Below are 13,704 nucleotides of genomic sequence, written 5' to 3' on the forward strand. Positions count from 1 at the left end.
TGCGAAAACTTTCTTGAAAAGTCTCTATACAAATTCGATAAGTACTATTTTTTCTGCTGATATAGCTATATTTCAATCATTTCCAAGATACCTATACTGTCTCACAAGTGTCTTGGAATCCGGTAGGCTGACTTCAAAATGGAAATAATGATTGCGTCCATCTCTGGCATTCTCTTTATTTAATAAAAAATAATTCTTTTGACTGATGGCCATCTCCCTCATAATATCATCCGTCAAAAAGGTTAAGGGAATATCCATAGCAGAATAGCGATAAAAGTCTTCTTCAAATTTTAAATAGCTAGCAGAAAAATAGTCAATTTGAAGTTTATCATCATAAATTTTTCTCTTCCTCATCTATGTTTTCAACCTCCAAACTAATTCCTAATATATCCTTTGTTAGAATACATTTATGTCGCTTGCAAGATTTTATAGTAACTTGATCAAAATCCAAGTCAACCACATAGCCACTACATCTACAGCGCCTACCTTGATCCTTTATCTGGAAATTTCCCAATAATTGACCTGAATAAAGCTGGTTTAATAAAGTAAACTTCTCTAAATCATCCAAATGACTCGTAAGATTTTCTTTAGTCTTATCTTCATGTAGGGAACTTGTGTGTTCCGACAAGAAAAAGCCCATCCACTTCATCATTCCCCTATCTTTATGTTCCCTAGCTGATTGAAAGGGAAGGTAACTACGGTCTATCATTTTAAGCCATCTAATCCCCCAGCCGAGTGTCCACCAATAAGCTTACTTCGAGCAAGACTCCTAGATGCCCCCTGTAAAGAAGTCGCTTTTTGAATGGTCGTAAAGCCAAATTCCTGACGAATACTATCTATAGCTGACTGAAGCCTTTCTTCTTTATCAATGTCATCTGGATTATCAAATAAAGAAAGAATTTGAAACCCTTCATCTACAAAATTTGCATAAGAGACACTCACACTTCGAACAGCCCCTCCTTGATATTTCTTCCTAAAGAGTGCAATGACATGTCCTATTAATATCCTTGTGTTATTAGCAGGTTCAATCTTCATCTGTGCTTGTAGCGAACGCTTGCCCTCTAACTTTGAAAATCCAATGCTAATGGAAACTTGACAAGCTTTCTTATGAGCTCGTCTTAACCTAATGGCTACCTGCTCCGCCATCTCTCTTAGAATCAATTCAATATCAGCTTGACGCTCATAGTCTCGTGGTAAAATTTGAGAATTTCCTAAGCCATGTGACTTTGGTTTATAAGGTTTATGAACATTACTCTCATCAATACCGTTAGCATGAAAAAAGAGGTCTAAACCTACAATACCTAACTCCTTTTTAAGAATATCAGGATTGCTATTAGCAAGTTCTCGAATGGAGCAAATTCCCAACTTGTTTAGCCGCTTCTCCATCCGCTTACCAATCCCCCAGAAATCAGTCATATGGCGAATATTCCAAACCTTAGTCTCGACATCTTCATAGGACCAGTTGGCTCTCATAGTAGCCGTATGTTTAGCCTCATTATCAAGAGCTAACTTAGCCAATAAGGGATTGCTGTTAGACATTCCAACTGTCGAGTAAATACCTGTCTCCCTCCAAATATCTCTTTGAATACGCCCTGAAATCATATCTAACTTATCTTTTCTAGTAACAGTCCTATCGGGAATAAAGTAATTCAGTGACGACGTGAGATCAATGAAACCCTCATCAATGGAATAGGGAAGAATATCTTCAACACTGGCATAATTCTGGAAAATGTGTTGAATCTGGATATTCTTTTTTATATAGAGATCCATTCTAGGAGGAACGATAAAGGTAACCTTGGCCCAAGATTCGATGTAATCTACAAAATCTCTATCCGTTGGAAGTCCCTGCTTTTTGGCATTATAATAATGAAACTTACGAGAAAGAATGTCAAAAGGTAAGTCATAAGAACGACTAACATTTGACTTGCCAAAAACTTGCTTAAATATAGGAGAAGAGGCTAGTATCAAACCATTCGCATTTTCAGCCCTACTCATCACACATAGAGAGGTCTTAAGAGGGTGCAGTCCACGTTCAACACACTCCACACTTGCATAGAAAGATTTCATATCTACAAAAGCAATGTCACTTTGCGGTTCTCTTGAATAATCAAAATATCCCATGCTCGCCCTTTCGTTAGTTTATAAACTAACACTAGTATAAATTATAACTTCTTATATTTCAAGTATTTTTCACAAAAAATAACAACATCCCTTCTAGAATGTTGTTATCCTTCTATTTTTTCCCTTTAACTTGGTCTGTGGCAACATCTTCACCAAACCACTTGTTAGAAATCTTTTGGAATTCTCCTTTTTTATAAAGGGCTCTAAATCCTTGATTGATTTTTTTGATCAGTGTCTTATCTGCTTTACGAGCACCTACAGCAAAGCTTTCACCTTCATAACCAGCAGGCATAACATTATACTGATCCAGAACCCCTGATTTTTCTAAGTAGTAATTAGCATACACACGGTCAATCAATAGACCGTCAATACGTCCACTATCAAGGTCAATCAAGGCTTGAGTAAAGGTCGAATATTGGACTGCTTTTTGGTTGGCAACGATATCCTTCAAAATCTTCGGAGAAGCATTGAAAGCATCATAACCGGAAGACCCTGCTTGGGCACCTAAGGTCTTACCTGACATTCCAGCAACAGAATCAATTCCCGAAGACTTTTTGGTTACTAGTACTTGTTCATTGACCATATAAGGTTCCGTGAAGTCCGCAGACTGCTTACGCTCATCCGTGACCGAGTAACCATTCCAAATGAGGTCAATTGTCCCATTCTTCAGTTCCGTTTCTTTCATATCCCAGTCAATAGCCTGCCATTCGACATCGATACCATACAATTTAAAGACTGCAGTTGCAAGATCAATATCAAAACCAACATAGCTACCATCCTTTTCCTCATATCCCATAGGGACAAAGGTCGCATCAAAACCAATTTTGATTTTCTTTTCTTTGGTATAGGTTTGCCACTGATCTTTCTGAGTTGCAAAATGTGAGCGCGAGCTACAAGCTGATAGCGCAAACAAAGGCAAAATGACAAGACAGCCTAGCAAAATCGTTTTTACTATTTTTTTCATGGAAAATCCTCACTATTTTGGATTGATAGTGACAATCTCATCGGCGATGTGCTGTGCAAACTGCATATCGTGAGTGATAACGATTTGCGTAATCCCAGTCTCACGATTCTGCAAAATCAATTTCTCCACTTCTTGACGCAACTCAGGGTCAAGAGCTGATGTTGGTTCATCATAGCCGACAATTTTCGGATCAATCATCATAGCACGCGCAAATGCAACACGTTGTTTTTGTCCCCCAGAAAGAGAGTAAGGATAAGCATTTCCGTGAGCTCCAAGGCCTAAACGGTCAAGCAGAGTTTGAGCTTTTTTCTGAGCATCCTCCTTAGACATTCCCATCGTCTTAATTGGCGAAAGCGTTAGATTGTCTAAGACTGTTAAATGTGGAAACAGTTGGAAATCTTGGAAGACAAAACCGAGCAAATTACGACTTTCCATCTGATCCAAAGGAATCTCTTCATTTTCATAAATAATTTGTCCTGAATCAATGGTTTCAAGTCCTGCTAGCATACGCAAGAGAGTCGTTTTACCACCACCAGATGGTCCGACAATAGCCAAGATTTTTCCTTCTTCTACTGTCAGATTATACTTATCAAAAATTTTGTGTTGACCAAATTGCTTGGAAATATTTTTTAATTCTAACATAAGGTCTCCTATTTATAATAGTTGAATTTCTTTTCGATGTTTTTCGAAGCCACAGTCACAACACCCACAAGGATAAGATAGATAGCTCCGGCCACAAACATCGGTGCTAAGGTCGCATCACGGTTCGCAGCGGTACGACTTTCCAAAAGAAGGTCTCCAACCCCAAGCACATAAACCAATGATGAATCCTTAACCAAGTTAATAATCTCGTTAAAGATACTTGGCAAGACAATCTTGACCACCTGAGGAAGGATAATGTAGCGGATGGTTTGGAAAGGACTAAGTTTAAGCATTTTTGCTGCTTCGTATTGTCCTTTCGGAATAGCCAAGATTCCACCACGGAAAATCTCTGCGAAATAAGCTGCATAATTAAGCGTAAAAGCAAGAATAGCAGCTGGCAGACGGTCAAAGACAATCCCAACACTTGGAAGAACGTAATAAACGAAGATCAATTGTAAAAGGAGAGGCGTTCCACGCATAATCCAAACGTAAAGGGTTAATAACCAATTTAAAGGTTTGAATTTAATCTGCATTAAGAAAGCAAGTACAATCCCTAATGGAATCGACAGTACGATAACAATGAAAAATACTTGAAGTGTGACTACCGCACCGTTCAAAAGGGCTGGTAATACTTCCAAAACGTATGACATATAAACTCCTATAATTATTTAATATTGTTGAATATTATACCAAATTTTTTGAAAAAATGATATAAGATTTTGAAAATAGTAAAAAGGAGTGCGACTAGACCCAATTTTCAAAATGAGTTCATAATCACACTCCTGGGAGACTTAAATAGTCTGTCCTGAGAAACAAACAATACTTAAGTCTAGCATTCCTAAAGCTTATTTTAGATTTTCTTAACAAATTCAGATTTAAGTTTCATAGCACCAAAACCATCAATCTTACAATCAATGTTGTGGTCACCTTCAACCAAACGAATATTTTTAACACGTGTGCCTTGTTTAATATCTTTTGGCGCACCTTTAACTTTCAAATCTTTGATAACTGTAACAGTGTCACCGTCAGCAAGACGTGTGCCATTGCTATCAAGAACCACAAGTCCTTCTTCTTCTGCAACTTCGTTTGGATCCCACTCATAGGCACATTCAGGACATACAAGTAAGATTCCATCTTCATAAACATACTCTGAGTTACATTTTGGACAATTTGGTAATGACATAATTCTCTCCTAAGATTGTGATATAGATACTATTCTACTTTAGATTTCCCAATTAAGCAAGGGTGAAAACGATAAAAACAAACAACATCCCTTACACTGTAAGAGATGTTGGTATTTTTATTCAACAGTAACTGATTTAGCCAAGTTACGTGGTTTATCGACGTCGAGTCCACGATGGAGTGTTGCAAAATAAGCAATCAATTGTGTCGGTACAACCATTGAAATTGGTGACAAGTAAGGGTGAACGTTATTAAGAACGATGTCATCACCTTCTTTAGCAACATTTTCCTCAGCAATAGTCAACACTTTAGCACCACGTGCTGCCACCTCTTGGATATTACCACGAGTGTGACTAGCAAGAACAGCGTCAGACAAGAGGGCAATAACAGGTGTACCATCTTCGATCAAAGCAATTGTTCCGTGTTTCAACTCACCTGCTGCAAAACCTTCACATTGGATATATGAGATTTCTTTCAATTTAAGACTAGCTTCCATAGCAACGTAGTAATCTTGACCACGACCAATATAGAAAGCATTACGTGTTTCTGCAAGAAGAGCTGCTACTTTCTCATCAATAACTTCTTTTTCAGAGAGTGTTGATTCGATAGATTGTGCTACAAGTGACAATTCATGTACCAAGTCAAATGCTTTAGCTTTTTCATTACCATTCGCTTCACCGACTGCTTTAGCCAAGAAGGCAAGAGCTGCAATCTGAGCAGTGTAAGCTTTAGTAGAAGCTACGGCAATTTCTGGGCCAGCATGAAGAAGCATTGTATGATCAGCTTCACGAGAAAGAGTAGATCCCGGAACGTTTGTCACTGTCAAACTTGGAATACCCAACTCGTTAGCTTTAACAAGAACCTGACGGCTATCTGCTGTCTCACCTGATTGGCTAATAAAGACAAAGAGAGGTTTTTTGCTAAGGAGTGGCATACCATAACCCCACTCAGAAGAAATACCAAGCTCAACTGGTGTATCTGTCAACTCTTCGAGCATCTTCTTAGAAGCAAAACCAGCATGATATGATGTTCCTGCCGCAAGGATATAGATACGATCAGCCTCTTGAACAGCCTTGATAATATCAGCATCGACAGTCACTTGTCCCTTGTCATCTGTATAAGCTTGGATAAGCTTACGCATCACTGTTGGTTGCTCATCGATTTCTTTGAGCATGTAGTAAGGGTATGTGCCTTTACCAATATCAGATAGGTCAAGTTCAGCTGTATAGCTATCACGTTCTTTTACATTGCCATCATAATCTTGAACTTCAACACTATCAGCTTTCACGATAACTAACTCTTGATCGTGAATTTCCATGTATTGATTAGTTTCGCGAATCATAGCCATGGCATCTGAGCAGACCATGTTATAGCCATCACCAAGACCAATCAAAAGTGGTGATTTGTTTTTTGCCACGTAAATTGTTGAGGCATCTTCAGAATCCATGAGAGCAAAGGCATATGATCCACGGATAATGTGAAGAGCTTTCTTGAATGCTTCAAGAGTTGACAAACCATCTTCTTCAACAAATTTTCCAATCAAGTGAACTGCAATTTCAGTATCGGTTTGACCTTTGAAATGGTGACCAGCAAGGTATTCTTCTTTAATTTCAAGATAGTTTTCAATAACACCATTGTGAACCAAAACGAAACGTTCTGTTTCTGAGCGGTGTGGGTGAGCATTGTCCTCTGTTGGTTTACCGTGAGTTGCCCAACGAGTATGTCCAATACCGGCTGTGCCTTCTACTCCTTCAGTTTTAGCAGCAAGTTCCGCAATACGGCCAACAGCCTTAACCAATTGACTAGATGCATCGCCCGCTACAAAGATACCAGCTGAATCATAACCACGGTATTCTAGCTTTTCAAGTCCTTGAATCAAGATATCAGTTGCATTTGTGTTACCTACAACACCAACAATTCCACACATATTTTTAATAATAACCTCAGATCAAAGAGGTCATGTCTCCTTCATTTAAAATTGGTATAGTCAATAAGCTCTTTAAAAAGCTTAACGAGGACAGTATATTCCATATATTTGACATTGTCAAGCATAAAAATTGGTATAGTCCTAAAAATACTTTTTACTCGCCTCTTATCCTAAGGAATAATCCTTAAAATATGCTATAATAAGGCTATGCGAATTCAACAATTACATTATATTATCAAAATCGTCGAAACCGGCTCAATGAATGAAGCTGCAAAACAACTTTTCATCACACAACCAAGTCTTTCAAATGCTGTTCGTGACTTGGAAAGAGAAATGGGAATTGATATCTTTATCCGTAACCCTAAAGGAATCACCTTAACCAAGGATGGCGTTGAATTTCTCTCTTATGCCCGTCAGGTAGTGGAACAAACGAATCTCTTGGAAGAACGTTACAAGAGTCACACAGAAACACGTGAATTATTTAGTGTTTCCTCTCAACACTATGCTTTTGTTGTCAATGCCTTCGTCTCACTTCTTAAGAGAGCGGATATGACACGTTACGAGCTCTTCCTACGTGAAACACGTACTTACGAAATTATTGAGGATGTTAAGAACTTCCGTTCAGAAATTGGTGTGCTCTTCCTTAACAGCTATAACCGAGATGTCTTGACTAAGATGTTTGACGACAACCGTCTCACATATACTAGTCTCTTCAAAGCTAGACCACATATCTTTGTCAGCAAGTCAAATCCCTTGGCTAAGCATGAAGTTGTCTCTTTAGAAGATTTAGAGGACTTCCCATACCTTAGCTATGATCAGGGGATTCATAATTCCTTCTACTATTCTGAAGAGATTCTCTCGCAGATTCCCCATAAAAAGTCTATCGTGGTTTCAGACCGCGCGACACTCTTCAACCTATTAATTGGTTTGGATGGTTACACCATTGCTACAGGTATTTTAAATAGTAATCTGAATGGTGATAACATTGTCTCTATCCCGCTTGATATTGATGATGAAATTGATATTGTTTACTTGAAGCATGAAAAGGCAACCCTCTCTAAAATGGGAGAAAAATTCCTAGATAACCTCGTTAAAGAAGTCACTTTTGACAACTAATAGATTTAGTCCCTAGCATATAATGTTGGGGACTTTTTATCGCCCAAACTATCCAATTTTGGTGCACAAAAAAAGAGCCTTTCGACTCTCATCATTATTTATAATTTTTATAGCTTGCCCAAGCCTCATCTATAGATAAAGTCTCAGCATCTGTGTATGAGCCTCTATAGCTGTTCCAAACAAGGCCACTTGTTGAACCAGTTGCTTGGGTAACTGGAGCTTGATCGTAGGCAGTCAACCCATAGTATGCAATAATGCTATTTAATTTAGACGCGTAAAGACTGTCAGTTGCATAAGTTCCTGTCAGTGCTTGAGTGGCATCTGCATAACTACTTGTATTTGATTTCCATGTGCCAGCATAAGTTGATGACGTCATCAAAGCAGCATAATCGGCTAAAGAATCGCTTAGACTTCCATAAGAACGGAAAGGTTCATCAATCTCATAAGTCTTCCCTGTACCATCGTCTTCCCATGTACGCATGGTCACAGAATTCCCATTATAAGTGCCCTTAATCCCGAAGAAGTTGTAATAAGGAGCTTGACTCAGACCTGACTGACCTGAATTTGATTCCAAAATAGCTTGAGCAATTAGAACAGAAGCATAAATATTGTAATCTTGACCAATCTGTCTAGCAGTCTCTCCGATACTATCAATAAAAGCCGTCGTAGTTTGATTGTAGGCAGCTTCTGCTTTAGCATTAACACTGTTATCATTTTTTCTATCTGTTGTAAAAGCTAGAACCAAAAAAAGTGAACACATAAAAGCTCCCACGATAAAAATCATATACTTCTTTAAATGACGATACATACAACCCTTCCTTCATAAGATTTTCGATTATAATATTTTAATACTATTTTATCAGAAAAACTGACAAGTCGCAACTTTCAGACCTATTTTCCTTGATAAATAAAGCAAATGTCATCTTTACATCATATTTATAATAAGCTATAATATAGTCAAATTTTAAGGAGATAGATGAATGAAAATAAAAGAATTCTTACCCGGATTAAGTATTGCAATACTTATATCTCTCCTAGCATGGTTCCTTGGAAACTTATTCCCTATTATTGGTGGGCCTGTCCTTGGTTTATTTATAGGACTTCTGCTAGGAATTATTCTAAGAGATTCTCAGAAACTTAAAGCAGGAATGCAATTCACTTCTAAAAAAGTATTACAATACGCTGTTATTCTTCTAGGATTTGGACTTAACCTTTCTCAAGTTTTCCAAGTTGGCTTAACCTCACTCCCTATCATTTTAGCCACTATTGCTACGGCACTCGTTACTGCTTACTTCATCCAAAAGCTATTTAAGTTAGATAGTGAAATTGCTACTTTAGTAGGTGTTGGTTCTTCTATTTGTGGAGGATCTGCTATCGCTGCAACTGCTCCTGTAATCAAGGCTAAAGATGAATCTATTGCAACAGCAATCTCTGTAATTTTCTTTTTTAACATCTTAGCGGCTTTACTCTTCCCTCACTTGGGATCTTGGTTGGGACTTAGTAATCAAGGCTTTGCCATATTTGCTGGAACAGCTGTCAACGATACTTCTTCTGTAACTGCTACAGCTAGTTCCTGGGATAGCTTACATGGAACATCCATTCTAGAGCAGGCGACAATTGTTAAGTTGACTCGAACACTTGCTATCATCCCTATAACTCTTGGGCTTTCTGTATGGCAGTCTCGAAAGGACAATACAAAGGAAGCATTCTCGCTAACCAAAGCAGTACCTAACTTTATCCTTTGGTTCCTTTTGGCCTCACTGATTACAACTGTTTCAATGTCACTCGGTGTAACACCTGCCGTCTTTTCACCTTTAAAAGACCTTTCGAAATTTATGATTATTATGGCCATGGCAGCTATCGGTTTCCAAACAAATCTCAAACAACTTATCACTAAAGGTGGCTCTGCACTTCTAGTGGGAGGAGTTTGTTGGTTATTAATTAGTCTTGCTTCTCTTCTCATGCAAAAGATATTAGGACTTTGGTAAAAGACATCTAAAAAACTCACAATCTGGCTAAGATTGTGAGTTTTTATTATAGAATCATTTTTTATACTCAAAGACATAGGTTTGGATTACCTTATCCCCATCGTTTGTTACTTTCAAATCAACATTGTAGCTCTTAGTTTCACCACTAATATCCTGAACCTTATAATCACCATCTTTTTTTACAGAAGAGGTAGTCTGTCCTGAATAATGCCTAACTTCAAGACCTGAAGCTCTATCTAGAGAAAAAGGAATGAGCCCGTTTAAAGAATATAGCCCATACAAAATAAGACATAAAAAGCTCAGCGACACAAGGCTCACCAAATAATATTTAACAAAATCCCCCAATTTTAACCCCTGCTTACTCACTTAGTTATTATCTTCCTTTAACTTAACATTATTTTTATTAGAGTATTTTCAAATTTTATTTTACACACATTTGGGTATTTTGTCAAATTATTTGATATTTAAAATAGAACCTAATTTTTCTATATACTAAAAGCCGTTAGTCATCTAACGGCAATTTTTTATTTCTGAAATAACGTATTCAAGACGGCTATAGAGACCAAGTAATAAGTCGTAACTTCGATTTTCATTTTCTTTCAAAACAGTGAAAACTGTTGTACTATAGGTAAATTCAAAGAAGTCATCTAATTCCTTGAGCCAGTCATCAATAACCCCTAAATTTTGATCAATAATTGCAAACAAACTTGGCTGATACCAGATTGTACCTTCGATATAAAGGTTTTTGTCAGATAATTTAGATAGGGATACTTTCAAGTCAGCAAGCTCTCTTTTAGCAAGATTTGGTTCAATCTTTAAATCAAAAAGCAAGCGTGCATCATGATTTAGAATATCGAGTTCTGCTTGAAGCAGTTGAATATAATGTATCGCTACTAAATACTGGTTCATGGGTCTCTCCTGGTCATCTGAAAATCGTACTATTATTGTACCACTAAAGAATGAAAAAATGTAGTAATTATTTAATTTTTTACAGGATTTTTTTAGAAAAAATACGATGCTTTAAATTTTTGTTTAAAACTAATGACACTAGCAATTTTCTAAGAATTTAAGAAATGAAAGATTTTTTAAAAAAAGAAAAACACTCACGAATGAGTGCATTTCTAGTATTAATGGCTAACCATTTCTTGTGCAATTTCAAAGCCACTAAGTTTTCCAGGATAGTAAGTTGGCCAATTATCCATTTCTTTTAGAATCTCATCTTGGCTACTATTTCCAAAGAAAATATGGAAATGTGCTGAAGTTGTTGGATCTATTTGATGATCTGAAAATTGGACATACTGGTAAGGGTTATCTGCTGCTTGACTATCAGTTGCTGTGAAGAGATAACGGACACCTTTTTTACCAGAAGCATAGGTCAAAATCTTATACCCATCATAACGATAAGTGTGTGTCACACTACTTCCATCATTCTTTGTGAAAGTCATGGTCATCTTTTTACCGTCAATAGCAATTTTAGAAACATCTGTTTGATAGCCCTTAGTGTAGTATTCTTTATACTCTTGTGCTGTTTTATCCTTATTCAAAAGAGATTTGTATTCAAATACTTGATCTAAAGTACCATCTTGAAGATAAGGATAGACCGATTGCCACTCACCAGACCAATCCGAAAGTTCTCTATCTTTAACATCTTTGTCATCGAAGTAACCATTTTGAACCGTTTTCTTGTCATCACTTCCCGTTTCAGGTTGGATAGCTTTACCTTCAACGTCCGTTGTTAAACGAAGATTTTTTAGGTTCTCAGTCATAACACTGACATAGTCTTCACCTTTTTTCAACTGTTCCTTAGTTAGTGATTCAATTGGATTTAAAACTGCTGTCTTAACTCCTACTTCGTTAGCTAAGGTTTTAGCAACACTACTTGAAGCATTTTCCTCAAAATAGATATAGTTAATATCATATTCTTTGACATACTTAGAAAGGCTAGCGATACGTTTTGCAGAAGGGTCGGACTCAGCTGAAACACCTGAAATTGGTACCTGTGTCAAACCGTAATCTAAGGCAAGGTAGGCAAAAGCTGAGTGCTGAGTAACAAAACTTTTCTGTTTTGCTTGACTAAAGGCTTCAGTATACTCCTTATCCAAAGTCTTTAATTTCTTAAGGTATTTCTCGGCATTGGTTGTAAAGACTGCTTTTTTATCTGGATGTTGAGCAATCAAACCGTCCCTAATAGTTTCAACTAATTTTTGAGAACGTTTAGGTGAGAGCCAAACATGAGGATCATATTCGTGGTGATGTTCTTCTCCACCGTGATCATGATCTTCTTCCTCTGTTCCAGGTAAAAGAACCATGCCTTGACTTGCCTTAATGACTTTTGTATTTTTTGTGTTGATAGACTTTTCAACTTTTGGAACCCAGGTTTCCATATTTTCATTTAGGTAGACAAAAGTGTCTGCTTTTTCAATGTCAGCGACATTCTTAGTAGATGGTTGGAAATCGTGGGCTTCACTACCAGCGGGAATAAGATAAGAAACCTCTCCCTCATCTCCAACAACCTGCTTGGTAAATTCATAAACAGGGTAAAAGCTGGTCACAACCTTCAAGTCACCATTTCCTTTTGAACCGTGGTGACTAGTCGTATAATAAATGCCTGCACCAGCAGCCAAAACAACTGTTGCTAATCCTGCTAGGCCAAAAATGCGTTTCTTTTTCATGTTATTCCTTTCAAAATACTTAACCAGTTAATAGTTTACTGGTTAAGTATATCACATTTCATTTATTTTGCAAGTCCATAAATAAAAAAATTGAAATATTTCGGCGAGAAAGAATTATTTGATATACTGGAAATATCATTTGGAAAGTAGGTTATACATGTTTCGAAAATTAATCCTATATCTTTTTTTATTGCTTTCAGCCATAGGCCTGACTTATGATACGCAATCATACACTTCAGGCGCTTTGTCTGGTTCGGCATACGGTATTATTGGACTATCAACACTGATTGCCTTATGTTATATCGTACCAGGAATATTTCTGATTCAGTACTTAGGCAAGAGATGGCAGGTGAAACCACTTGTTCTCATATTTGCTCTAATTGGTGGACTCTTTATAACAGGATGGATAGCTGGTTATGCCAATACCTTTTCTCACGATTGGGTAACTGCTCATCTTTCTTCAAAGAGTTTCTTCTACCGCTTTGAGGATGCCCTTATGGCTCCTCTAGTTGAAGAACCCCTAAAACTAGCAGCTTTTCTCTTTGCTATCTATATGGTACCAACGAAAAGTTACAAGGGGATCTTGCTTGTTGCTATTACGGCAGGTCTTGGCTTCCAGATTAGTGAAGACTTCTCCTATATTCTTTCAGATTTGCCTGATGGTTTTTCTTATACAATTTCAGGTATTCTTGGTCGAACTATTGGTGCCGTATCGTCTCACTGGCTTTACACATCCTTCCTCGCTATGGGGCTAGTCCTTATATGGCGTTCACGTCAAAAACTCATTAATTCTAAATACAGTCTTATTGGTATACTTTATGCTTGCGGTGCTTTTGCTGCACACTTTGCTTGGAATTCACCTCTTCGAAATTTAGAAAGCGATTTGCCATGGGCATCAGGCCTTCTCATTTCACTCAATCTTTTCTTCTTTATTACGCTTTATCAGCTCCTCTCGAAACTGGATAAAGAAAACAAGTAATGTTTACAATACTAAAAAACCTTTCCAATTTTATGGGCTCTATAATTTCTGTAGTGGGTAAAACCACTGTAGAGATTATGGAGCTTTTTGAGTGTAAACAAAAAGTCCCATAA

15 protein-coding genes are annotated in these 13,704 nt (G+C 37.3%); 3 read left to right on the forward strand and 12 right to left on the reverse strand.

The features are described 5' to 3' along the window. Nucleotides 1–72 precede the first annotated feature (72 nt). The 8 genes from HMPREF1517_RS05675 to glmS all read right to left on the reverse strand — a co-directional run bounded on the left by HMPREF1517_RS05675 (nucleotide 73) and on the right by glmS (nucleotide 6,836). Nucleotides 73–354 (reverse strand): DUF5960 family protein, encoded by a 282-nt coding sequence (locus HMPREF1517_RS05675; RefSeq protein ID WP_037600001.1) that lies wholly within the window; start codon nucleotides 352–354, stop codon nucleotides 73–75. Beyond that, nucleotides 332–709, reverse strand: coding sequence for a hypothetical protein (locus HMPREF1517_RS05680; protein WP_037600003.1), 378 nt, complete (start codon nucleotides 707–709; stop codon nucleotides 332–334). Before HMPREF1517_RS05680 ends, HMPREF1517_RS05675 begins: the two co-directional genes overlap by 23 nt. Next, on the reverse strand, nucleotides 706–2,121 hold the full coding sequence (locus tag HMPREF1517_RS05685; RefSeq protein ID WP_037600005.1) for a Y-family DNA polymerase: 1,416 nt from the start codon (nucleotides 2,119–2,121) through the stop codon (nucleotides 706–708). The genes HMPREF1517_RS05680 and HMPREF1517_RS05685 overlap by 4 nt, the downstream gene beginning before the upstream one ends. A gap of 112 nt (nucleotides 2,122–2,233) precedes the next feature. After that, nucleotides 2,234–3,085, reverse strand: a complete 852-nt coding sequence (locus HMPREF1517_RS05690; protein WP_037600007.1) for an amino acid ABC transporter substrate-binding protein — start codon at nucleotides 3,083–3,085, stop codon at nucleotides 2,234–2,236. A gap of 12 nt (nucleotides 3,086–3,097) precedes the next feature. Further along, entirely contained in the window at nucleotides 3,098–3,727 is a 630-nt protein-coding gene (locus HMPREF1517_RS05695; RefSeq protein WP_037600008.1) for an amino acid ABC transporter ATP-binding protein, read from the reverse strand. A gap of 8 nt (nucleotides 3,728–3,735) precedes the next feature. Beyond that, the gene (locus tag HMPREF1517_RS05700) at nucleotides 3,736–4,377 is read right to left on the reverse strand and encodes an amino acid ABC transporter permease (RefSeq protein WP_014634576.1); all 642 of its coding nucleotides are present in this window, start codon (nucleotides 4,375–4,377) and stop codon (nucleotides 3,736–3,738) included. A gap of 200 nt (nucleotides 4,378–4,577) precedes the next feature. Further along, on the reverse strand, nucleotides 4,578–4,910 hold the full coding sequence (locus HMPREF1517_RS05705) for a zinc ribbon domain-containing protein YjdM (protein ID WP_002891088.1): 333 nt from the start codon (nucleotides 4,908–4,910) through the stop codon (nucleotides 4,578–4,580). A gap of 117 nt (nucleotides 4,911–5,027) precedes the next feature. Beyond that, entirely contained in the window at nucleotides 5,028–6,836 is a 1,809-nt protein-coding gene (gene glmS, locus HMPREF1517_RS05710) for a glutamine--fructose-6-phosphate transaminase (isomerizing) (RefSeq protein ID WP_002891089.1), read from the reverse strand. Nucleotides 6,837–7,043: 207 nt separating this feature from the next. Between glmS and HMPREF1517_RS05715 the strand changes: the two genes are divergently transcribed. Beyond that, nucleotides 7,044–7,952 carry a LysR family transcriptional regulator gene (locus HMPREF1517_RS05715; RefSeq protein ID WP_002891090.1) on the forward strand — a complete coding sequence of 303 codons (909 nt, stop codon included), beginning with the start codon at nucleotides 7,044–7,046 and terminating at the stop codon, nucleotides 7,950–7,952. Nucleotides 7,953–8,046: 94 nt separating this feature from the next. Here the strand turns inward: HMPREF1517_RS05715 and HMPREF1517_RS05720 are convergent, their stop codons facing one another. Next, on the reverse strand, nucleotides 8,047–8,760 hold the full coding sequence (locus tag HMPREF1517_RS05720; RefSeq protein ID WP_037600011.1) for a glycoside hydrolase family 73 protein: 714 nt from the start codon (nucleotides 8,758–8,760) through the stop codon (nucleotides 8,047–8,049). A 172-nt stretch (nucleotides 8,761–8,932) separates the two neighbouring features. Here HMPREF1517_RS05720 and HMPREF1517_RS05725 point away from each other — a divergent pair, with 172 nt between their 5' ends. After that, nucleotides 8,933–9,940, forward strand: coding sequence for a YeiH family protein (locus tag HMPREF1517_RS05725; protein ID WP_037600012.1), 1,008 nt, complete (start codon nucleotides 8,933–8,935; stop codon nucleotides 9,938–9,940). Nucleotides 9,941–9,994: 54 nt separating this feature from the next. Here HMPREF1517_RS05725 and HMPREF1517_RS05730 read toward each other — a convergent pair whose 3' ends face one another. From HMPREF1517_RS05730 to HMPREF1517_RS05740, 3 genes are all read right to left on the reverse strand, one after another. After that, on the reverse strand, nucleotides 9,995–10,306 hold the full coding sequence (locus tag HMPREF1517_RS05730) for a hypothetical protein (RefSeq protein WP_037600014.1): 312 nt from the start codon (nucleotides 10,304–10,306) through the stop codon (nucleotides 9,995–9,997). A 144-nt stretch (nucleotides 10,307–10,450) separates the two neighbouring features. Then, nucleotides 10,451–10,849 carry a hypothetical protein gene (locus HMPREF1517_RS05735; RefSeq protein ID WP_004182418.1) on the reverse strand — a complete coding sequence of 133 codons (399 nt, stop codon included), beginning with the start codon at nucleotides 10,847–10,849 and terminating at the stop codon, nucleotides 10,451–10,453. Between the two features lie 218 nt (nucleotides 10,850–11,067). Beyond that, entirely contained in the window at nucleotides 11,068–12,612 is a 1,545-nt protein-coding gene (locus tag HMPREF1517_RS05740) for a zinc ABC transporter substrate-binding protein AdcA (protein WP_037600017.1), read from the reverse strand. A gap of 157 nt (nucleotides 12,613–12,769) precedes the next feature. On the opposite strand from HMPREF1517_RS05740, the gene HMPREF1517_RS05745 reads away from it, so the two are divergent. Then, nucleotides 12,770–13,591, forward strand: coding sequence for a PrsW family glutamic-type intramembrane protease (locus HMPREF1517_RS05745; protein WP_037600019.1), 822 nt, complete (start codon nucleotides 12,770–12,772; stop codon nucleotides 13,589–13,591). Nucleotides 13,592–13,704 lie beyond the last annotated feature (113 nt).

This window comes from Streptococcus sp. ACS2 (assembly GCF_000525585.1).
Taxonomy (GTDB): domain Bacteria; phylum Bacillota; class Bacilli; order Lactobacillales; family Streptococcaceae; genus Streptococcus.